20 protein-coding genes are annotated in these 19,187 nt (G+C 73.6%); 12 read left to right on the forward strand and 8 right to left on the reverse strand.

Annotated elements, in window-relative coordinates; translation table 11 throughout:
* Positions 1-4: 4 nt before the first annotated feature.
* From FHS88_RS07395 to rsmA, 3 genes are read left to right on the forward strand one after another with little or no spacing between them, the layout of a single operon-like run.
* The gene (locus FHS88_RS07395) at positions 5-2,266 is read left to right on the forward strand and encodes an LPS-assembly protein LptD (protein WP_184483094.1); all 2,262 of its coding nucleotides are present in this window, start codon (positions 5-7) and stop codon (positions 2,264-2,266) included.
* A 46-nt stretch (positions 2,267-2,312) separates the two neighbouring features.
* The gene (locus tag FHS88_RS07400) at positions 2,313-3,665 is read left to right on the forward strand and encodes a peptidylprolyl isomerase (RefSeq protein ID WP_184483096.1); all 1,353 of its coding nucleotides are present in this window, start codon (positions 2,313-2,315) and stop codon (positions 3,663-3,665) included.
* Between the two features lie 10 nt (positions 3,666-3,675).
* Entirely contained in the window at positions 3,676-4,542 is an 867-nt protein-coding gene (rsmA, locus tag FHS88_RS07405; protein WP_184483098.1) for a 16S rRNA (adenine(1518)-N(6)/adenine(1519)-N(6))-dimethyltransferase RsmA, read from the forward strand.
* 60 nt (positions 4,543-4,602) lie between these two features.
* Here the strand turns inward: rsmA and FHS88_RS21190 are convergent, their stop codons facing one another.
* Genes FHS88_RS21190 through FHS88_RS07420 form a run of 3 tightly spaced genes read right to left on the reverse strand, consistent with a single transcriptional unit; the run spans position 4,603 to position 7,088 of the window.
* Complete coding sequence (locus tag FHS88_RS21190; RefSeq protein ID WP_184483100.1) at positions 4,603-5,526, reverse strand: AEC family transporter; 924 nt, start codon at positions 5,524-5,526, stop codon at positions 4,603-4,605.
* A gap of 31 nt (positions 5,527-5,557) precedes the next feature.
* The gene (gene gmk, locus FHS88_RS07415; RefSeq protein WP_184483102.1) at positions 5,558-6,193 is read right to left on the reverse strand and encodes a guanylate kinase; all 636 of its coding nucleotides are present in this window, start codon (positions 6,191-6,193) and stop codon (positions 5,558-5,560) included.
* Entirely contained in the window at positions 6,183-7,088 is a 906-nt protein-coding gene (locus FHS88_RS07420; protein ID WP_246419602.1) for a YicC/YloC family endoribonuclease, read from the reverse strand. Before FHS88_RS07420 ends, gmk begins: the two co-directional genes overlap by 11 nt.
* Before the next feature lie 30 nt (positions 7,089-7,118).
* Here FHS88_RS07420 and FHS88_RS07425 point away from each other — a divergent pair, with 30 nt between their 5' ends.
* A complete protein-coding gene (locus tag FHS88_RS07425; RefSeq protein ID WP_184483104.1) occupies positions 7,119-7,901 on the forward strand; it encodes an SDR family NAD(P)-dependent oxidoreductase in 783 nt (260 codons plus the stop codon).
* Between the two features lie 2 nt (positions 7,902-7,903).
* Positions 7,904-9,037, forward strand: a complete 1,134-nt coding sequence (locus FHS88_RS07430; protein ID WP_184483106.1) for a M20 family metallopeptidase — start codon at positions 7,904-7,906, stop codon at positions 9,035-9,037.
* Here FHS88_RS07430 and FHS88_RS07435 read toward each other — a convergent pair.
* Positions 9,032-9,847, reverse strand: a complete 816-nt coding sequence (locus tag FHS88_RS07435) for a S49 family peptidase (RefSeq protein ID WP_184483108.1) — start codon at positions 9,845-9,847, stop codon at positions 9,032-9,034. The genes FHS88_RS07430 and FHS88_RS07435 overlap by 6 nt on opposite strands.
* Positions 9,848-9,923: 76 nt before the next feature.
* Here FHS88_RS07435 and FHS88_RS07440 point away from each other — a divergent pair, with 76 nt between their 5' ends.
* Both FHS88_RS07440 and FHS88_RS07445 read left to right on the forward strand, forming a co-directional pair.
* Positions 9,924-11,120, forward strand: a complete 1,197-nt coding sequence (locus FHS88_RS07440; protein ID WP_184483110.1) for an FAD-dependent oxidoreductase — start codon at positions 9,924-9,926, stop codon at positions 11,118-11,120.
* Positions 11,117-11,749 (forward strand): isochorismatase family protein, encoded by a 633-nt coding sequence (locus FHS88_RS07445; protein WP_184483112.1) that lies wholly within the window; start codon positions 11,117-11,119, stop codon positions 11,747-11,749. Before FHS88_RS07440 ends, FHS88_RS07445 begins: the two co-directional genes overlap by 4 nt.
* Before the next feature lie 30 nt (positions 11,750-11,779).
* On the opposite strand, the gene FHS88_RS07450 is transcribed toward FHS88_RS07445, so the two are convergent.
* The gene (locus FHS88_RS07450; protein ID WP_184483114.1) at positions 11,780-12,754 is read right to left on the reverse strand and encodes a Bug family tripartite tricarboxylate transporter substrate binding protein; all 975 of its coding nucleotides are present in this window, start codon (positions 12,752-12,754) and stop codon (positions 11,780-11,782) included.
* Positions 12,755-12,879: 125 nt separating this feature from the next.
* Between FHS88_RS07450 and FHS88_RS07455 the strand changes: the two genes are divergently transcribed.
* The 5 genes from FHS88_RS07455 to FHS88_RS07475 all read left to right on the forward strand — a co-directional run bounded on the left by FHS88_RS07455 (position 12,880) and on the right by FHS88_RS07475 (position 16,382).
* Positions 12,880-13,629, forward strand: coding sequence for a maleate cis-trans isomerase family protein (locus FHS88_RS07455; RefSeq protein ID WP_184483116.1), 750 nt, complete (start codon positions 12,880-12,882; stop codon positions 13,627-13,629).
* Complete coding sequence (locus FHS88_RS07460) at positions 13,629-14,138, forward strand: GNAT family N-acetyltransferase (RefSeq protein ID WP_184483118.1); 510 nt, start codon at positions 13,629-13,631, stop codon at positions 14,136-14,138. The genes FHS88_RS07455 and FHS88_RS07460 overlap by 1 nt, the downstream gene beginning before the upstream one ends.
* Positions 14,135-14,563: a CoA-binding protein gene (locus FHS88_RS07465; protein ID WP_184483120.1), complete on the forward strand. Its 429-nt coding sequence runs from the start codon at positions 14,135-14,137 to the stop codon at positions 14,561-14,563. The genes FHS88_RS07460 and FHS88_RS07465 overlap by 4 nt, the downstream gene beginning before the upstream one ends.
* A gap of 116 nt (positions 14,564-14,679) precedes the next feature.
* The gene (locus FHS88_RS07470) at positions 14,680-15,402 is read left to right on the forward strand and encodes a DUF2076 domain-containing protein (RefSeq protein ID WP_184483122.1); all 723 of its coding nucleotides are present in this window, start codon (positions 14,680-14,682) and stop codon (positions 15,400-15,402) included.
* Between the two features lie 122 nt (positions 15,403-15,524).
* A complete protein-coding gene (locus tag FHS88_RS07475) occupies positions 15,525-16,382 on the forward strand; it encodes a LysR family transcriptional regulator (protein WP_184483124.1) in 858 nt (285 codons plus the stop codon).
* Positions 16,383-16,397: 15 nt separating this feature from the next.
* Here FHS88_RS07475 and FHS88_RS07480 read toward each other — a convergent pair whose 3' ends face one another.
* From FHS88_RS07480 to FHS88_RS07490, 3 genes are all read right to left on the reverse strand, one after another.
* Complete coding sequence (locus FHS88_RS07480) at positions 16,398-17,279, reverse strand: hypothetical protein (RefSeq protein WP_184483126.1); 882 nt, start codon at positions 17,277-17,279, stop codon at positions 16,398-16,400.
* Positions 17,279-17,569 carry an acyl carrier protein gene (locus tag FHS88_RS07485; protein WP_184483128.1) on the reverse strand — a complete coding sequence of 97 codons (291 nt, stop codon included), beginning with the start codon at positions 17,567-17,569 and terminating at the stop codon, positions 17,279-17,281. The genes FHS88_RS07480 and FHS88_RS07485 overlap by 1 nt, the downstream gene beginning before the upstream one ends.
* Before the next feature lie 167 nt (positions 17,570-17,736).
* Complete coding sequence (locus FHS88_RS07490) at positions 17,737-19,185, reverse strand: class I adenylate-forming enzyme family protein (RefSeq protein WP_184483130.1); 1,449 nt, start codon at positions 19,183-19,185, stop codon at positions 17,737-17,739.
* Positions 19,186-19,187 lie beyond the last annotated feature (2 nt).

The following is a 19,187-nucleotide window of genomic DNA, read 5'->3' on the forward strand; positions in this document are numbered from 1 at the left end:
CCCGATGGCCCGAACCTCACGCGAGGCGCCGCTCGCCGCCCTGCTCGCGCTGCTCGCCGCGCCCGCCTTCGGGCAGGCCGTGGTGCAGCCGCCGATCGTCGCGCCCACGCCCATCGCCCCCGTGCTGCCCGGCGCGCCGGCGCCCGCCCCCGCGCCGGCTGCCCCCGCGCGCGGAGAAGACCAGCCCGTCACCTTCACCGCCGAGGAGGTGGAATACGACCAGAACCGCGCCCTGGTCGTGGCCCGCGGCCGGGTCGAGGCGTGGCAGGGCAATCGCGTGCTCCGCGCGGACGAGTTCACCTACGACCGCAACACCGGCGTCGCCACCGCGCGCGGCAATGTCCAACTGATCGAGGGGGATGGGCAGGTCGTCTTCGCCGACAGCGTGGTGCTCGAGAACCAGTTCCGCGACGGCGTGCTCGAGGGGCTGCGCGGGCTGCTCGCGCAGAATGGGCGCGTCGCGGCCGCCGGGGCGCGGCGCACGGGCGGGACCGTCTTCGACCTCTCGCGCGTCGTCTATTCGGCCTGCGATCCCTGCCGCGACGACCCGCTCGCCCCGCCGATCTGGCAGCTGCGCGCGCGCACGGCGACGCTCGACCAGCAGGCGCGCCAGGCGCGCTACCGCGACGCGGTGGTGGAGTTCGGCGGCGTGCCGCTGTTCTGGACGCCCTACCTGCAGCATCCGGCGGGCGACGCGCCGCGCCAGTCGGGCTTCCTCAGCCCCACCTTCGGCATCACGCGCTTCCTCGGCGCCTTCGTGGAGGCGCCCTACTACTGGGCGATCGACGAGAGCCAGGAACTGGTGCTGCGCCCGCAGATCGCCACCAGCGCGGTGCCCAATCTGGGCCTCGAATACCGTCGCCGCTTCAACTTCGGCGAGATCGAGGCGGAGGGCTCGCTCGGCTATCTCGACGGCTCGGACAACACCGAGCGCGGCTTCGGCGGCCACATCTTCTCGCGCGGGCGCTTCAGCCTGGACGAAACCTGGCGCGCCGGCTTCGACCTCAACCTCGCGACCTCGGAGGACTACCTCCGCATATACCGCTACGGCGCGCGGCGCCTGCTCTCCACGCAGGTCTTCACCGAGGGCTTCTGGGGCCCGGATTCCTACGCGCGGGTGGACGGGCGCGGCTTCCAGGGCCTGCGCCGGACGGACGACAATTCCCGCATCCCGGTGGTGCTGCCGAACATCTACTGGGACTGGCGCTCGCCGGTCGATCCCCTCGGCGGCACCTTCACCATCGACACCTGGAACTTCGCGGTGTTCCGCCGCACCGGCACCAGCACCCAGCGGGCATCGAGCCGCATCGGCTACGTGCTGCCGGCAACCGACGCCATCGGCGGGCTCTGGACGCTGCGCGCGCAGGCCGATCTCGCGGCCTATGGCTACACCGACCTCGCCGGTCCGCCGAACTTCTCGACCGCGGCCGACAACGGCAGCGCGGTCCAGGCCAATATCCGCGCCGGCCTCGACTGGCGGATGCCCTTCATCCGCCAGGCCGGAGAATACGGCCACCAGATCGTCGAGCCGCGGGTGCAGATCGTGACCGGCCCGGTGACGGGCGCGCAGGCGCGCATCCCGAACGAGGACAGCATCGACCTCGAATTCACCGATGCCAACCTGTTCCGGCTGAACCGCTTCTCGGGCCGCGACCGGCAGGAGGGCGGCACCCGCGTGGACTATGCGCTGCGCGCCGCCTGGCACTTCCCGAACGGCGGGATGATCGAGGGGCTGGCCGGGGCCTCCTACCGCTTCCAGCGCGACGGCGGGCCCTTCTTCGCGGGCAGCGGGCTCGAGAACCGCGCCTCGGACTATGTGGCGCGGGCGCGGATCATGCCGGTCTCCTGGCTCGAATTCCTCGGCCGCGGGCGCTTCGACCAGGAGGACGGGAACATGCGCTTCCTCGACCTCTCGACCTCGGTCAGCCTGCCCACCCGCACGACGATCACCGCCGGCTATCTCTACACCCCCGCCGCACCCTACCTGACGCCGGTGCGCAACCGGGACGAGGTGGCGCTCGGAATCACCCAGCAGATCGGCCACTGGCGCTTCGCAGCCTATGGGCGCTACGACCTCGACCTCAACCGCGGCGTGACGCTCAGCGCCTCCGCCGCCTATGAGGATGAATGCTTCCTGCTCGAGGCCCGCTTCCTGCGCCGCTTTGCCGAAGACCCCGCGACCGGGGCGCAGTATCCGGCGAACACCATCCTGCTGTTCCGGATCGGCCTCAAGACGATCGGCGACATCGGTTTCCGCGCGATCTGACGCGACGGTAGCCCCGACCGGCCCGAGGCTCTATGAAGACCCCGCCATGACAGCCGCGACGCAAACCCCCGCCCGGCGCCGCTTCCGCTTCGCGCTCTGCGCCGTCGCGGCGATCGCCGGCGCCATCGCCTTCGCCAGCCCCGCCACGGCGCAGGCGCCCCGCGTGAACCGCATCGCCGCGGTGGTGAACGGCGACGTGGTGACGCTCGCCGAGGTCGAGAGCCGCCGGCGGCTGCTGGCGCTCTCCGCCGGCATCACCGGCGAAAGCGCGGGCCGCGCCAACGACCAGATCCTGCGCCTGCTGATCGACGAGCGCCTGCGCATGCAGGAGGTCGCGCGCCGCCGCATACCCGTCACCGACCAGGACATCGCCGACGCGGTCGCCGAGATCGAGAGCCGCAACGGCCTGCCCCCCGGCGGCCTCAGGGAGAACCTCCGCCGCGGCGGCATAGACCCGCGCGTGCTCTACGACCAGATCCGCGCGCAGCTCGGCTGGAACCGGCTGCTGCGGGCGCTGCTCGGCCAGCAGGCGAGCATCTCCGAGGCCGAGATCAACGAATACCTCGCCGCCGCGCGCGCGCGCATCGGCCAGCCCGAATACCTCGTTTCCGAGATCTTCATCCCGCTCACCAACCCGGCCCAGGAGGCCGAGGTGCAGCGCTTCGTCGCCGACATCATCGCGCGCCTGCGCCAGGGCGCGCCCTTCCCGATGGTGGCGACGCAGTTCAGCCAGGCGCAGTCGGCCCTGCTCGGCGGCGATCTCGGCTGGATCCAGACCGAGCGCCTCGATCCCGAAGTGGCGGCCGTCGTCCGCCAGATGCCCGAGGGCGCGGTCTCCAACCCGATCCGCGTGCCGGGCGGCTTCCAGATCGTCACCCTGCGCCAGAAGCGCACAGCGGGGCGGGACATGGCGACCATGCTGACGCTGCGCCAGGCCGTGCTGCCCTTCGAGGGACAGGTGAACCCCGCCGCGCCGACGCTGCAGCAGCTCCGCCAGGTGGAGGCGGCCCAGCGGCTTTCGGAATCCGCCCGCTCCTGCGAGGGGCTGGAGGCCGCGGCGCGCACCGGCGCGCGCGTCGCCGATCCGGGCCCGCTGCGCCTGGACAGCATCAACCCGCCGGAACTGCGCGAGCTGCTCGGCAGCCTGCCGGTCGGACGGCCGTCGCAGCCCATCGTCACCCCCGATGGCGTGATGGTGATTGCGGTCTGCTCGCGCGAGACGCGCAACCTCGCCGAGATCACGCCCGAGATGGCGCGCGACAGCCTGCTGCGGGAGCGGGTGGAGCTCGTCTCCCGCCAGGTGCTGCGCGACCTGCAGCGGCGCGCGCAGATCGAAATCCGGATCGGCGCCGGCGCGACCCCCGCCGCCGGCCAGGCACCCGCCCGGCGCGGCGGCTGACGCGCCCGGCATGGCAGACCTGCCGAGCCTGCGCGAGACGGTCGCGCGGCACGGGCTCGATGCGCGCAAGTCGCTCGGCCAGCATTTCCTGCTCGACCCCGCGCTCTGCGCGCGCATCGCCGCGCTGGCGGGCGACCTCGCGGGGCGGCATGTCATCGAGGTCGGGCCCGGCCCCGGCGGGCTGACCCGCGCGCTGCTCGCCACGGAAGCGGCGGAGGTGGTGGCGCTGGAACTCGACCGCCGCGCGGTCGCCGCGCTGGCCGAACTCGCCGCCGCCCATCCCGGCCGGCTGCGCGTGATCGAGGGGGATGCGCTGAAGGCCGACCCGGCGGCGCTGGTTCCCGCGCCGCGGCGCATCGTCGCCAACCTGCCCTACAACGTCGCCTCGCCGCTGCTGGTGCGCTGGCTGCGCGGCGCCGCCAGCCTCGAGGGCATGACGCTGATGTTCCAGCAGGAGGTCGCCGAACGCATCTGCGCCGCGCCGGACACCGAGGCCTATGGGCGGCTCTCCGTGCTCGCGCAGTGGCGCTGCCGCTGCGCGATGCTGCTGCGCCTGCCGCCCGGCGCCTTCAGCCCCCCCCCCAAGGTCTTCTCGGCCGTGGTCGGCTTCACGCCGCACGCCGAGGATCCCGGCCCCGCGCTGTTCGCCGCCATGGAGCGCGTCACCGCGGCGGCGTTCGGCCAGCGGCGGAAGATGCTGCGCGGCGCGCTGAGGCCGCTCGGCGAGGCGGAGGCGCTGCTCGCCGCCGCCGGCATAGACGGCGCCCGCCGTGCCGAGACGCTGGGCATTGCCGAGTTCCACCGCCTCGCTTCCTGCCTGCTGGCGCGCGAGACGAGAGCCGTTTCCGATCGCATTGGCTCACCGAAACGAATCTAGCCCATTGTTTTCGCGAGCATCTTCACCCGACCCGATGATCCCATCCGGTCGGGATCCGCTTTAGGGGCGGAACCAGGCCAGGACCGCCGCCAGGGTGAACACCGAGATCACGGTCGAGACCAGCACCGTCGCCCCGGACCGCTCCGCCCCCGTGCGGTAGCGCCGCGCCAGCATGAAGGCATTGGCGCCGGTCGGCAGCGCGGCCGAGGTCACGGCGACCGCCGTCTCCAGCGCGCCGAGCCCCATCGCGAGGCAGATGCCCCAGACCAGCAGCGGCAGCACTGCGAGCTTGAGCGCGAGGCTCCAGGCCACCTCCCCCATCGCGCCCGCCACCCGGAAGGAGGCGAGCGAGCCGCCGAGGCAGAACAGCGCGAGCGGCGGGCTCGCCGCGCCGAGCAGTTCGAGCGTCCGCCGCGCCGCGCCCGGCACCGGCAGGTGCAGCGCGTTCCACACCAGCGCGAGCAGCACCGCCATCACGATCGGGTTGCGCACCACGCCCCCGAGCGTGGCGCGCAGCACGCGGAGCGGCGGCGCGTGCCGGTGCAGCCCGATCTCCACCACCACCGTCCCGAGGCTCAGCAGCACCATCGAATGCAGCGCGATGATGGCGAGCAGCACCGCGAGCCCCGCCTCCTCATAGGCGGCGGCGACGAGGGGAATGCCCATCATCACCGTGTTGCCGAAGGTGGCGTTCAGTCCGAACAGCCCGGCCTCGCCGAGCGGCATGCCGAGCCGCCGCGCGCCGAGCCACATCGCGAACGCATAGACGACGAGCGCGGCGAGGAAGAAGGCGAAGGCCGCCGGCCCGCCCCCGCCATGGCCCGAGGTGCCGCCGGCGAAGAGCAGCGCCGGCGAGGCGACGCCGAAGGTGAACCCGATCAGGACGCGGAAGCCGGCCTCATCCACGAAGCCGCGCACCGCCGCACCCCAGCCCAGCGCGACGATGAGGAAGACCGGCGCGACGATGTCGAGGATGGCGGTCACGCGCGCATCCCGGAAGCCGCGCCGCGCCCGCTCATCCGGCGAGCAGCGCCGCGATGAAGGCCGACATGCCGGTCTGCCGCCGCCGCTCGCTGCGCGCGGCGTGCAGGATGGCGCGCACCTGCGCCACCGTCGCGTCGAAGTCGCGGTTGACCACGACGTGGTCGAACTCGTCCCAGTGCGCGATCTCCTCGCGCGCGGCGGCCATGCGGCGGGCGATCTCGACCTCGCTGTCCTGCCCGCGGCCGCGCAGCCGCGCCTCGAGGTCGGGCAGCGAGGGCGGCAGGAGGAAGACGCCGACCACGTCCTCCGGCAACGCCGCCTTCATCTGGCGATGGCCCTGCCATTCGATGTCGAACAGCACGTCGCGCCCGGCCGCCAGCGCCGCCTCCACCGGCCCGCGCGGCGTGCCGTAGGCGCGGCCGAGGAAGCGCGCATGTTCGAGGAACTCGCCGCGCGCGGCCATGGCGTCGAACTCGGCCTCGGTCTTGAAGAAGTAGTGCACGCCCTCCTGCTCGGCCGGGCGCGGCGCGCGGGTGGTGGCGCTGACGGAAAGCGACAGCGCGGGCTCGGTGGCGAGCAGCGCGCGCGAGACGGAGGTCTTGCCCGCACCGGGCGCGGCCGCGAGCACGAGGCACAGGCCGCGCCGGGCGATGCCCTCATTCGACATTGGCCGATTGCTCCTTCAGCCGCTCGATCGCCGCCTTCAGTTCCAGGCCGATGCGCGTCAGCGCCGTGCTCGCGGACTTGCTGCACAGCGTGTTCGCCTCGCGCACGAATTCCTGCGTGAGGAAGTCGAGCTTGCGCCCGATCGCCTCGCCGCTGCCGAGCATCCGCCGCGCCTCGGCGATATGGGCGGAGAGGCGGTCGAGCTCCTCGCGCACGTCGGACTTGCCGGCGAGCAGCGCGACCTCGACGGCGAGCCGGTCCTCGGGGACGCGGCGCTCGCCCTCGAGCAGCGCGGCGAGGCTCTCGCGCAGCCGCGCCATGTGCAGCGCGGGCTGGTCCGCGGCCTCCCTCTCCGCGAGGTCGCGCAGGGCGGCGATCTCGTCGAGCAGCACGCCCAGGATCTCCGCGAGCTTCGCGCCCTCGGCGCGGCGCGAGGCGACGAGGCCCTCCAGCGCCCGCGCGAAGGCTGCCGCGATGGCCGCGCGCGCGGCCTCCTCCTCGGCCTCGTCGGGCTCGCGCGCCTCGGCGCGCAGCACGCCGGGCAGGGCGAGCAGCGCCTCGGCGCGCGGCGGCGGCGCGCCGGGGATGCGCGCGGCGAGGTCGAGCGCGATGCGCAGCGCCTGCTCGAGCGCGACGGGGTCGGGCGTGAGCCGCGCGGCGGGGCGGTCCTCCCGCTTCACGCTCAGCGTCGCCGAGACATTGCCGCGCTTGAGAACGCGGCCCGCCATCTCCTTCAGCGGGGCTTCCAGCGCGTCGTAGCCGCCGGGCAGGCGCAGCCGTACATCGAGGCCGCGGCCGTTGACGCTGCGCAATTCCCACTGGAAGGAGGAACCGTCCGGCAGCGCGCCGCCCTCGCGGGCGAAGCCGGTCATCGAGGAAAGGGAGTGTGCGGCCATGGCGCCGCTTCTCCCCCGCGGAGGGGCCGGATGCAAGCGGGCTGGAACCATGTGCTGATCACCGGCGCCTCCTCGGGGCTGGGGCGCGCGCTCGCCGAGGCCTGCGCGCGGCCCGGGGCGATGCTGCACCTCTCCGGGCGCGACGCGGCGCGGCTCGATGCCGCCGCCGCAGCCTGCGCCGCCCGTGGCGCCGAGGTCCGCGCCCGCGTGCTGGACGTGCGCGACGCCGCGGCGATGGAGGCCTGGATCGGCGGCGCGGGGCGGCTCGATCTCGTCATCGCCAATGCGGGCGTCTCGGCGGGCACCGGCGGGGCGACGGAACCGGCCGGGCAGGCGCGACGGATCTTCGAGACCAACGTGACCGGCGTGCTCAACACCGCCCTGCCCGCCATCGCCGCCATGGCGGAACAGGCGCCGGGGCCGGACGGCATCCGCGGGCGGGTCGCGGTGATCGCCTCCCTCGCCGCCTTCCTCGCCGCCCCCGGTGCGCCGGCCTATTGCGCGACCAAGGCGGCGGTGCAGCGCTGGGCCGAGGCTCTGGACGCGAGCGAGCGCCGGCGCGGCATCCGCCTGCATGCCGTCTGCCCCGGCTATGTCCGCACGCCGATGACCGCGCGCAACCCCTTCCCCATGCCCCTGCTGATGGATGCCGGGGAGGCGGCGCGGCGGACGCTCGCCGGCATCGCGCGCGGGCGCACGCGCATCGCCTATCCCTGGCCGACCTACGCCATGGCGCGCCTTCTCGGCGCCTTGCCGCCCGGCCTGATCGCGCGGATCTTCGCGCGGATGCCGGACAAGCCCGCGGGAGGATGAGCATGCGCGACCTGACGACCGAGGGGCTGCTCGATGCCGTGCGGGCCTGGGTGGAGATCGAGAGCCCGACCAACGACGCCGCCGGCGTCAACCGCGTGGCCGACCACGCGGAAGGCCTGCTGCGCGGGATCGGCGCCGCCATCGAGCGCACGCCGGGCCGCGACGGCTACGGCGACATCCTGATCGGCCGCGTGCAGGGCACCGAGGACGGCCCAGGCCTGCTGCTGCTCGGCCACATGGACACGGTGCATCAGCGCGGGACCTTCGGCTTCCGCGCCGAGGGCGAGCGCGCCTACGGCCCGGGCATCTACGACATGAAGGGCGGCAATGCGATGGCGGTCGCGGCGCTGCAGCACCTGCACGCGCAGGGCCGCCGCCCGCGCCTGCCGGTCAGCGTGATGATGATCCCGGACGAGGAAGTGGGCAGCCCGTCCTCGCGCGCCGCCATCGAGGCAGAAGCCTTGAGGCATCGCGCCGCGCTGGTGGTGGAACCCTCCGGCGAGGGCGGGAAGTTCACCGTCGCGCGGCACGGCATCGCGCGCTGGCACATCCGCACCATCGGCCGGCCCGCCCATGCCGGGGCCTATCACGCCGAGGGCCGCTCCGCGGTGCGGGAAATGGCGCACCACATCCTCGCGCTCGAGGCGCTGACCGACCATCCCCGCAACTTCTTCGTCAACATCGGCATCGTGCAGGGCGGCACGCATGAAAACATGGTGCCCGCCGAATGCAACGCGATCTGCTACGCGCTGGTGCCGACCGCGGCCGAGGAGGCGGAACTGCGCGCCGCCGTGCAGGCGCTGCCGCGGCATGATGCGGATGTGCGCACCGAGGTCTCGCCCGGCCTCGGCCGCCCGCCCTTCGTCAAGACGCCGGCCATCCAGGCGCTCTACGACCATGCGGCGATGCTGGCCGCGGAATGCGGCCTGCCCTCGGCCGGGGAGCGCGTCGCCGGCGGCGGCTCGGACGGCAACTTCACCGGCGCGCTCGGCGTGCCGACGCTCGATGGCCTCGGCGTGATCGGCGGCGGGCCGCATACGCGGGAGGAATATGTCGAGTTGCGCTGCCTGCTGCCACGCACGCGGATGCTCGCGCGGCTGTTCGAGACGCTGGGGGCCGGTGTGGCCGGCCTATAGGCCGAGCCGCGCCCAGGCCGCGCGTTCCTCCAGCGCATGGGTCAGCGCCTCGACGCCCTCCCGCGCCCCCGGGATCAGGCGCCAGGGGAAGGGCCGGCGCCGCTGGCCAAGGCGGATGATCCGCACCTTCTCCCCGAAGCGGCGCTTCGCCTCGCCTTCCGCATCGCCGAGCGCGTCGGCGAGGCCGAGGGCGAGCGCCTCTCGCCCCAGCCAGAAGCGGCCGCTGAAGAGCGTCTCCTCCGGCGCCTTGAGCCGCGCGCCACGCCGCATCCGCACCCAGTCCTTGAACTCCTCGTGCAGCCGAGCGAGGAGTTCCTCGAGGCGCGCCACATCCTCGCCGCGCTCGGGGCGGAAGGGGTCGAGGAAGGACTTCTCCTCCCCCGCCGTGCGCAGCCGGCGCTCGATGCCGAGCCGCGCGATCGCCTCGGTGAAGCCGAAGCCTGCGCTGATGACGCCGATCGAACCCAGGATGGAGGCCGGGTCGGCCACGATCTCGTCCGCCGCCGTGGCGACCCAGTAGCCGCCCGAGGCCGCGGCATCCTCGACCACGGCGATGGTCGGCACCTTCTTCTCCTCGGCGAGCCGGCGGATGCGCGCGGCGATCAGCGAGGACTGCACCGGCGAGCCGCCGGGCGAGTTGATCACCAGCATCACCGCCGCGAGCCGGCGGATGGAGAAGGCGCGCTCGAGCAGCGGGCCGATCCCCGCCGCCGAGAGCCCACCGCCGAAAGGGTCGGGACGCGCCGCGATCAGGCCGGTCAAACGCAGCAGCGCGACGCGCGGCGCGCGGTCGAGGAAGGAGAACACCATGGCCCAGTAGATGCGGCCCGCGCGGCCGGCATCAAGCGCCCTTGCAGGGCGCGACGCGCCGCGCTGCAATCGCCGGATGACCGAGAACCGCGTCCTGATCGCCGGCGCCGGCCCTGCCGGCCTCGTCGCCGCCGCCGCCCTGGCCGAGGAAGGCATCCCCGTCCTGATCGTCGAGCAGGCGCGCGACCTGCCGGACGACCTGCGCGCCTCCACCTTCCACCCGCCGACCCTCGACATGCTCGACCGCTTCGGCGTGACGGAGGCGATGATCGCGCAGGGCCTTATCTGCCCGACCTGGCAGTTCCGCGACCGGCATGCCGGCGTGATCGCGACCTTCGACCTCGGCCATCTGAAGGACGACACGCGCCACCCCTACCGGCTGCAATGCGAGCAGTGGCGCCTGACGCGCATGCTGCGCGACCGCCTCGCGGCCAATCCCGCCGTCGCCTTCCTCTACGATGCGAAGGCGGTGGAGGTGGCGCAGGACGCCGACGGCGTGACGCTGACCATCGAGCGGCCCGACGGCTCGCGGGAGCCGCTGCGCGGCCGCTTCCTGATCGGCGCGGACGGCGCCTCCTCGGCGGTGCGCAAGTCGCTCGGCATCGGCTTCGAGGGCATGACCATCCCCGAGATCTTCCTCACCCTCTCAACCCCGTTTCCCTTCCACGAGGCGATCGAGGACCTCGCCAACATCGCCTACATCTCGGACCCCGAGGAATGGTTCGTGCTGCTGCGCACCGCATCCCTCTGGCGCGTGCTCTTCCCGACCGACCCCGAGGAGACGGAGGCGCGCATGATGGACCCGGCGCGCATCGAGCAACGGCTGCAGGCGGTGGCGCCTAACCCCGCCGGCTACGAGCTGCGCCATCGCACCGCCTATCGCGTGCATGAGCGCGTGGCGGACACCTATGCGAAGGGCCGCTGCTTCCTCGCCGGCGATGCGGCGCACATCAACAATCCGCTCGGCGGCATGGGCATGAACGGGGGCGTGCACGACGCCTTCAACCTCGCGGAGAAGCTCGCTGAGGTCTGGCGCGGGGCCGATCCGGCGCTGATGGAACGCTACTCGCGCCAGCGGCGGAAGGTCGCGCTCGAGACGGTGCAGGCGACGGCGCTGCGCAACCGCCAGATCCTGAACCAGCGCGACCCCGAGGTGCGGCGCGCCTACCACGACGAGCTGCGCGCGACCGCCGCCGACCCGGCGAAGCACCGCGCCTTCCTGCTGCGCACCTCGATGATCCAGTCGCTGCGGGATCTGGAGCAGGTGGCATGAGCGGACACCCCGAGGCCGACATCTACCACCGCCAGGGCATGGGCAACCGCGCCGGGCTCGGGCAGGCGCCGGCGCTGGTCATCGTGGATTTCGTCGTGGGCTTCGCAGACCCGGCGCATTTCGGCGGCGGCAACATCGCCCCGGCGATCGCGCAGACGGTGCATCTCCTCGCCTTCGCGCGCCGGCACGGCTGGCCCGTCGCGCATACCCGCGTCGTCTATGCCGAGGACGGCTCGGATGCCGGCGTCTTCACGCTGAAGGCGCCCTCGCTGCGCAAGCTGACGGAAACCAGCCCGCTGTCGCAGATCGTCCCGGAACTCGCGCCACTGCCGGGCGAGCTGGTGGTGCGCAAGCAGGGCGCCTCGGGCTTCTTCGAGACCAACCTCGCCGGATGGCTCGCCTTCCGGCGCGTGGACACGGTGGCGGTGGCGGGCTGCACCACATCGGGTTGCGTGCGCGCGACCGTGGTGGACGCGATGCAGCACAATCTCCGCACCATCTGCGTGACGGACTGCGTCGGCGACCGCGCGATCGGGCCGCACGAGGCGAACCTCTTCGACATCGGCCAGAAATACGCCGACCTGATGACGCGCGCGGAACTCGAGGCCGCCTGGAGGGCGCCGGGATAGCACAGCACCCGCAGCCGCATGTCGGCGCGGCTATCCGCGGCGCGCGCCGGTCGCGCGCACGATCGCGCCCACCTTCTCGCTCTCGGCCCGCATGAAGGCGGCGAACTCCGCGCGGCGCATCACCCGCGGCACCGAGCCGCCGGCGATGATGCGCTCGCGCAGGTCCGGCTCCTGCAAGGACGCGGCAAGCGCCTCGTCGAGCCGCGCGAGGATCGGCTCCGGTACGCCCGCGGGCGTGGCGAGGCCGAACCAGCCCGTGGTGGTCACGTCCACGCCCTGCTCGCGCATGGTGGGCAGGTCGGGGAAGGCGGGCACGCGCTCCGGGCCGCTGACGGCGATCGGGCGCATCCGTCCGCCCTGCGCCATCGCCGCGACGGCGGAGATGGACTGGAACAGCACGTCGAGCCGCCCCTCGATCAGGTCCGTGTTCATCTGCCCGGCCTGGTTGTAGGGCGCGTGGGTGATCTCGATGCCCGTGATCTGCCCGAACTGCGCGGCGGCGAGATGCTGCGAGGAGCCGATGCCCACCGAGCCGAAATTCAGCGGCCGCCCGAGCCCGCGCGCCCAGGCGATGAAGGATTGCAGGTCGCGCGGCGGGTTCTGCGGCGGCACCACCACGATGTTCGGCACCAGCGCGATCAGCCCGACGGCGGCGAAGTCGCGCTCGGCATCGAAGGGCATGGTGTCGTGCAGCCAGCGGTTCGCGGCGTGGGAGGCGATGGAGGCGAGGCCGACCGTGTAGCCGTCCGGCGCACTGCGCGCGAGCGCGGTCATGCCGATATTCGTCCCGGCCCCCGGCCGGTTCTCCACCACCACCGGCTGGCCGAGCCGCGCCGAGAGCCGGTCGCCGACCAGACGCGAGATCACATCCCCCGCCCCGCCGGCCGGGCCGGGATTGATCCAGCGGATCGGACGGTCGGGCCATGAGCCCTGCGCGCCGGCCGCGCGCGGCAGCAGCAGCGCGGGGGCGGCGAGCAACAGCGGGCGGCGGCTGGTCCGGATCATGGTCCTGGTTCTCCGACGTGAAGACCCGCGATCCTTCCGCCTGCGCGCGCCGCATGCAAGGGCTGGCGCGCCCGCGCGCCTGTGGCAGGCTCGGGACGCCGGGGCCGGCGTGAAGGAGGGTTGCGATGGGCAGGGACGTTCTGGGCTGGCGGAGGCTGTTCGGCGTGATGGGGCCGTCCACCAACACCGTCGTGCAGCCGGATTTCGACATGATGCGCCCGGCCGGCGTCACCAACCACTATTCGCGCATCTTCACGCCCAATGCCGACGCCGTCTCCAACGAGACCTTCCGCGCCGGCGCGGAACTGATCGGGGCGAACACGCTCGACGCCGTGCGCTCGGTCATGACCTGCAACCCGGACTACCTGGTCATGGGCATGTCGGCCGTCACCTTCTTCGATGGCGCGAAGGGTGCGGACCGCTTCATCGCGCAGGTGAAGGAGGTGTCGGGCCTCGACATCTCGGTCGGCAGCCATGCCTGCACGGCGGCGCTGAACGCCTATGGCGGGGTGAAGCGGCTCGCGGTGCTCTCGCCCTACTGGCCGGCGATGAACACCGAAGTGGCGCGCTATTTCGGCGACATGGGCTTCACCGTGGTGCGCGACATCGCCCTGCAATGCCGCTCCTGGACCGGCATCGCGCAGGTCACGCCGGCTGAATGCGTCGCGGCGCTGAAGAAGCTCGATGGCGACGACGTGGACGCGATCGTGCAGGTCGGCACCAACCTTTCCATGGTGCGCCTCGCGGCGATGGCGGAGCTGTGGCTCGGCAAGCCGGTCATCGCCATCAACGCCGCCACCTACTGGCACGCGCTGCGCGCCAACGGGATCATGGACAAGGTCGCCGGATGCGGGCGGCTGCTCGAGGAATTCTGATGCCGATCCGCCCCGCCACCGAGGCCGACATCCCCGCCATCACCGCCATCTTCAACGAGGTCATCGCGACCTCCACCGCGATCTACGCCGATGATCCCTTCACCGAGGAGGACCGCCGCGCCTGGTTCGCGCAGCGCCGCGCCGCGGGCTATCCGGTGCTGGTGGCTGAGGAGGATGGCGAGGTGCTCGGCCTGGCGTCCTTCGGGGAATTCCGCGCCTGGCCGGGCTTCCGCCACACGGTCGAGCATTCGGTGCATGTGCGCGACGGGGCGCGCGGGCGCGGCATCGGCACCGCACTCGTCGCCGCGCTGTTCGAGCCCGCCCGCGCGCTGGGCAAGCATGTGATGATCGCGGGCGTCGACGCGGCGAATGCGGGCTCGATCCGCATGCATGAGCGGCTCGGCTTCGCGCGCGGCGCGGTGCTGCGGGAGGTCGGGCGCAAGTTCGGCCGGTGGCTGGATCTCGAACTGATGCAGAAATTCCTCGACGCACCGGGAGCGCCGCGATGACGGATGAGGAGATCCGCGCCCTGCTGCTGCGCACGCGCCGCATCGCCGTGGTCGGCGCCTCGGACCGTCCCGACCGGCCGAGCAACGGCGTCTTCCGCTTCCTGCTCGACCGCGGCTACGACGCCATGCCCGTGAACCCGGCGCTGGCGGGCCGCGCGGTGCATGGCGTCCGCGCGGTCGCGACGCTGGCCGAGGCCCGGCCGCTCGACATGGTGGACGTGTTCCGCCGCAGTGCCGAGGCCGGCGCCGTGGTGGAGGAGGCGATCCGGCTCGGCGCGCGCTCGGTCTGGCTCCAGCTCGGCGTGGTGGACGAGGCGGCGGCGAGGCGCGCGCGCGAGGCGGGCATCGCCTTCGTGATGGACCGCTGCCCGGCGATCGAATGGCGCCGGCTCGGCCTGCCGCCGCGGATCGCGACAGTCCCGTGACTCCGCCCGCCGCGGCTTGAAAGCGCCGCGGCCCTGGGCCATGTCGCCCGCGGTCGGGACAGCGGGCCGCCGCACGGCTGCGCCCCCGGCCCATGTCGGGAGAGGATGATCGAGGGATGACGGACGAGGAACGGCGCATCATCACCGCCTTCGTCGAGCGCATGAGCGGCGCGGTGCCGGTGGCTGGCCCCCCGAGCGGCCCCTGGGGCGCGACGGCGCCGGCCCAGAAGCCGAACCTGCCGCCGGTGGATCCGGAGGCCGACCGCCTCATCGCGGATCTGTTCGCCCGCCACCCCGAGGCGCGCTACCGCATCACCCAGGCCGCCTTCGTGCAGGAGGCGGCGCTGATCGAGGCGAACAACCGCATCCAGCAGCTGGAGTGGGAGGTGGAGAACGCCCGCCGCCAGGCCCAGGCCCAGGCCGCGCAGGCCGGGGGGGGCGGGATGTTCGGCGGTCTGTTCGGCGGCCGCCAGGCGGCGCAGATGCCCCCGCCCATGCCGCCCCGGCCGCAGCCGCAGTATCCGCCCGGCTACAACCCGCAGGCGCTGGCGCAGCAGTCGCGCGGCGGGATGGGCTTCCTCGGCACCGCGGCCGCCGCAGCGGCCGGTGTGGCCGGCGGCATGCTGCTCGGGAACATGCTGATGAGCGCCTTCGGCGGCGGTGCGGCGCAGGCGGCGAGCCCCTTCGGCGCGGATGCCTCGCCGGTCTCCTCCCCCTGGACGGACCCGGCCTCGGCCGGCGGCTGGGGCGGGGAGAAGGCCCCCGCGGCCTCCGACTGGGGCGAGGACGCCGCCGCGGCCGATGACGGCGGCGACTGGGGCGGCGACGAGGAATTCTGAATCCCGGTTCCCGAAGGCCCTTCGGCCTTTGGCGGGAGGGGTCCGGGGAGGGCGGCGCCCTCCCCGTTCGCATTTCGCTTCGTGATTGACTGCCCTCGCCGCATGATGATTTCTCATCCGTCATGCGCGTTCCCGACCTCGACCTCGACCTGCTGCGCGGCTTCGTGACGGTCGCCGAGCGCGGCGGCTTCACCGCCGCCGGCGTCGCGCTCGGCCTGACGCAATCGGCGATCAGCCTGAAGGTGAAGCGGCTCGAGGACATCCTCGGCAAGCGCGTGCTGGAGCGCGGCGGCCGCGGCGTGGCGCTGACGCGGGAGGGCGAGACGCTGCTCGCCTATGCCCGCCGCATCCTCGCGCTGAACGACGAGGCGGTGCGGCGCATGGTCGCACCCCCGGTGGCCGGGCGGCTGCGCCTCGGCGTCGCGGACCACTTCATCCCGCGCAACCTCGCGCCCGTCCTGGCGCGCTTCGCCCGCACCTACCCGGACGTGCATCTCGAGGTGGAGGTCGGCCGCAGCCACGAGTTGCGCGCGGCGATGGCCGACGGCGCGCTCGACCTCGTGCTCGGCAAGCGGCGCGACGGCGAGACGGAAGGCCGGCCGATCTTCACCGAGACCATCGTCTGGGTCGCCGCCCCCGGCTGGGAACCCCCCGAAGGCCGCCCGCTGCCCATCGCGATGCTGCCGCAGGGCTGCATGTTCCGCGACCGGGCGCTCGCCGCCCTGGCGCGGGCGGGGATCGCCTTCGAGGTGGTCTTCACCTCGGCCTCCCTCACCGGCGTCGCGGCCGCCGCGCAGGCCGGCTTCGCGGTGACGGTGCTCGGCCGCACGGGACTGCCGCCGGGCCTTCTGGAACTGCCCGACCTGCCAGGCTGCGGCACGGCGGAGATGTGCCTCTTCGGCGACGCCGAGGGCCGTTCCGCGCTGGTCGAGCCGCTGATCGGCTTCATCCGCGACAGCGTCGCCGCGCCCGCCGGATGATCCGGACGGCGCGCGCTAAGGCAACCAGACCGAGCCTTCGGGCGGCGTGTCCGAGAGCAGCAGCTCCTCGAAGAAGCGCACCATCGCATCGCGCAGGAACAGCCCGGCGATGACGCCGTGATGCGCGACGCCCTCCACCGCGATGGCGCGGCTGCCCGGCAGCGCGATGCTGTGCAGCCGCGTGCGCACCGCGTCCCGCGCATGCCCGCGCCCATGCACGCAGAGCAGGCGCGTGCGGCCCGGCGCCGCCGCGATGATGCGGTCGAAGGCGCGGCGGTCGAGCTCCCGCCCCTCGCTGCGCCGCCCGCTCATGGCCAGCGGATGCGCGCCGCCGAGGCTCATCGCCACGCGCGCGCCGAGCCCGGCGCCATAGGCGAGCGCCGCCGCCCCGCCCGCGCTGGTGCCGAAGCAGCGCAGCGCGGCATAGCGCGACAGCGGCAGATCCCGCCCGAGCCGCGTCGCGAGCGCGACCGGATCGGCCGCGTAGCCCGGAATGCCGCGCAGGAAACTCGCCTGCGAGGCGTCGGCGAGCACCAGCACGTCGCATCGCGCGGCGGGAAAGGCCTGCAGGACAGGCGCGACGGGCATCATCAGCCGGTGCGCCACGCCGCAGAAGCCGATGACGAGCTCGCGCCGCGAACCGGGCGCGCCCTCGGCCTCGAACAGCGTCACGCCCGGGGCGATGTCGCGGCGGCGGAAGGGCTCGGGCTCGGGCCGCACGCGCCGCACGAGTCCATCGAGCCGCGCGATCCAGGGCCGCGCCGCCTCGGGCAGCGCATCGGCGCCGGCGGCGAGCGCCGTCACCTCGGCGGGCGTCAGGCGGTTCTCCGCCTCGATCTGCGCGCGGTAGAGATCGGCGGTCGTCGCCGAGGCGGCCAGCGCCGCGAGGGCATCCATCAGCCGCGCACGGCCAGATGCGCGGCGAGCGCGGCCACGCCGGGATGGTCGAGCAGCGCCGCCTCGCTCACCTCGATGCCGGCTTCGAGCTGCAGCCAGATGCACAGCTCCATGCGGGCGAGGGAATCGAAACCCAGCGCCTCGAAGCTGCATTCCGCCGCCGGGTCGTCGAGCAGCGCGCGCAGGTCCGGATCGGTCACGGTGACGACCGGGTTCTGACGCACGCCCTCGGCGATCAGGGCGCGCAGCGCGGCACGATCGCGCGTGGATGGGGCGGGCGGCAGGTCCATCGGTCTGGCAGGCTTCCTTTATGGGCAATCTGACGAGGCGAGGCCCCAGGGGCAAGCGCCGCCGCATGCCAGCAGGCGAGACGGCCGAGGTTTCGCCCGATGGCACCGCGCGCGGGATCAAGCGCTGACGCCCGGCCGTCAAGGGCCTGATCCATCGCCGCCGGAGATCAGTCCCGGGACAGTCCCGCGAGGCGCGCGAGGTCCCGCCGCAGAACCTTGCCCGCGGCGTTGCGCGGCAGCGCATCGAGCGCGACGATCCGCCGCGGCGCGCGCAGCCCGAGCCTCTCCCGGCAGGCCGCGAGCAGCGCGGCGGTGTCCATCCCCTCCCGCGCGACCACGGCGAGCAGCGGGATGTCGCCATGCTCGGCCGAGCGCAGCGCGAAGGCCGCGCATTCCACGAGGCCGGGGAAGCCCGCCGCGGCGGCCTCGATCTCGGCAGGAAAGATCTTGATGGTGCCGAGGTTCATCATGTCGTCCGCGCGGCCGGCGAGCACCAGCGCCCCGCCTTGCGTCAGCCACCCGGCATCGCCGGGGTGGAACCATCCGTCGCGGAAGGCGCGCGCCGTCGCCTCCGGGTCGTCGAGATAGGCCGTCGCCGCCGCGGCACTGCGTATGCGCACGAGGCCGCGCTCGCCCGGTGGCAGGACGCGCCCATCCTCGTCCACCACCTCGACCATGACGCCCGGCACGGGTGGGCCCACCGTGTCGGGGTGCTCGTCGTGATGCGCGGGCCGGGCGATGGTGACGGGGCCGGTCTCGCTCGTGCCGTAGAGCACGCAGACATCGGGCGTCAGCGCCGCCATCAGCCGCCGGCGCAGCGAGGCCGATACCGGCCCGCCCGCCAGCGTGATGCCGGTCTGCGGCGGCCAGGGCGGCGCGCCCGGCCGCGCCATCGCCGCGAGCAGCGCCTCCGCCTTCACCGGCGCGATGTTGAGCCGCGTCACGCCGTGGCGCGCGCAGACCTCCGCCACCTCGGCGCCGGCGCCGTTGTTGGCGAGCACCTCCGTCCCGCCGGCGGCGAGGGTGTGCAGCTGCAGCCGCTTGGCGTTGTTGAACTCATTGCCGATGCTGCGGAAGCGCACGGTGCCGAGATCGGCCGTCATCATCCCCTGCATCGCCAGCGCGGCTTCCGGCAGCGCGATGAGCTTGGGCTTGCCGGTGGTGCCGGAACTGGTGATCACCAGCGTCCCGCCGCCGGCCAGGGGCGGCGCAGGCGCATCCTCCGCCCCCTCCGCCGCGATGGCGCGGATATCGGGGCGCAGAAGCGGCATGCCGGGCAGCGCATCCGCCTCCCGCTCGCCGAGCACGGCGGCGACGCGAAGCCGCGCCGCGAGATCCGCGCGCATCGCCGGCGGATCCCGGCTGCCGAGCGTCACCTGCCGGCAGCCGAGCGCGAGCAGCGCGAGCGTCGCGAGCAGATGCGGATACTCCTCGCGCAGCGTCAGCCCGACCGTGTCCCCGGGCCCGATCCCCTGCCGCCGCAGCCAGCCGGCCAGGCGCCGTGCATGCGCGGCGAGCGTGGCATAGGCGATGCCGCGGCCGGCATCCACCACCGCGACGCGCGCCGGATCGCGGGCCGCCACCGCCGCGATGCCGCCGACGACGGAGGCGGTCATGC

Origin of the sequence: Neoroseomonas alkaliterrae, from assembly GCF_014199195.1 — a bacterium.
GTDB lineage: Bacteria > Pseudomonadota > Alphaproteobacteria > Acetobacterales > Acetobacteraceae > Neoroseomonas > Neoroseomonas alkaliterrae.

What these genes read in the sequence shown, in the direction of transcription:
- FHS88_RS07395 (WP_184483094.1), top strand. Translation starts at nt 5, where the DNA reads ATGGCCCGAACCTCACGCGAGGCGCCGCTCGCCGCCCTGCTCGCGCTG.
- FHS88_RS07400 (WP_184483096.1), top strand. Translation starts at nt 2,313, where the DNA reads ATGACAGCCGCGACGCAAACCCCCGCCCGGCGCCGCTTCCGCTTCGCG.
- rsmA (WP_184483098.1), top strand. Translation starts at nt 3,676, where the DNA reads ATGGCAGACCTGCCGAGCCTGCGCGAGACGGTCGCGCGGCACGGGCTC.
- gmk (WP_184483102.1), bottom strand. Translation starts at nt 6,193, where the DNA reads ATGTCGAATGAGGGCATCGCCCGGCGCGGCCTGTGCCTCGTGCTCGCG.
- FHS88_RS07420 (WP_246419602.1), bottom strand. Translation starts at nt 7,088, where the DNA reads ATGGCCGCACACTCCCTTTCCTCGATGACCGGCTTCGCCCGCGAGGGC.
- FHS88_RS07425 (WP_184483104.1), top strand. Translation starts at nt 7,119, where the DNA reads ATGCAAGCGGGCTGGAACCATGTGCTGATCACCGGCGCCTCCTCGGGG.
- FHS88_RS07430 (WP_184483106.1), top strand. Translation starts at nt 7,904, where the DNA reads ATGCGCGACCTGACGACCGAGGGGCTGCTCGATGCCGTGCGGGCCTGG.
- FHS88_RS07435 (WP_184483108.1), bottom strand. Translation starts at nt 9,847, where the DNA reads ATGGTGTTCTCCTTCCTCGACCGCGCGCCGCGCGTCGCGCTGCTGCGT.
- FHS88_RS07440 (WP_184483110.1), top strand. Translation starts at nt 9,924, where the DNA reads ATGACCGAGAACCGCGTCCTGATCGCCGGCGCCGGCCCTGCCGGCCTC.
- FHS88_RS07445 (WP_184483112.1), top strand. Translation starts at nt 11,117, where the DNA reads ATGAGCGGACACCCCGAGGCCGACATCTACCACCGCCAGGGCATGGGC.
- FHS88_RS07450 (WP_184483114.1), bottom strand. Translation starts at nt 12,754, where the DNA reads ATGATCCGGACCAGCCGCCGCCCGCTGTTGCTCGCCGCCCCCGCGCTG.
- FHS88_RS07455 (WP_184483116.1), top strand. Translation starts at nt 12,880, where the DNA reads ATGGGCAGGGACGTTCTGGGCTGGCGGAGGCTGTTCGGCGTGATGGGG.
- FHS88_RS07460 (WP_184483118.1), top strand. Translation starts at nt 13,629, where the DNA reads ATGCCGATCCGCCCCGCCACCGAGGCCGACATCCCCGCCATCACCGCC.
- FHS88_RS07465 (WP_184483120.1), top strand. Translation starts at nt 14,135, where the DNA reads ATGACGGATGAGGAGATCCGCGCCCTGCTGCTGCGCACGCGCCGCATC.
- FHS88_RS07470 (WP_184483122.1), top strand. Translation starts at nt 14,680, where the DNA reads ATGACGGACGAGGAACGGCGCATCATCACCGCCTTCGTCGAGCGCATG.
- FHS88_RS07475 (WP_184483124.1), top strand. Translation starts at nt 15,525, where the DNA reads ATGCGCGTTCCCGACCTCGACCTCGACCTGCTGCGCGGCTTCGTGACG.
- FHS88_RS07480 (WP_184483126.1), bottom strand. Translation starts at nt 17,279, where the DNA reads ATGGATGCCCTCGCGGCGCTGGCCGCCTCGGCGACGACCGCCGATCTC.
- FHS88_RS07485 (WP_184483128.1), bottom strand. Translation starts at nt 17,569, where the DNA reads ATGGACCTGCCGCCCGCCCCATCCACGCGCGATCGTGCCGCGCTGCGC.
- FHS88_RS07490 (WP_184483130.1), bottom strand. Translation starts at nt 19,185, where the DNA reads ATGACCGCCTCCGTCGTCGGCGGCATCGCGGCGGTGGCGGCCCGCGAT.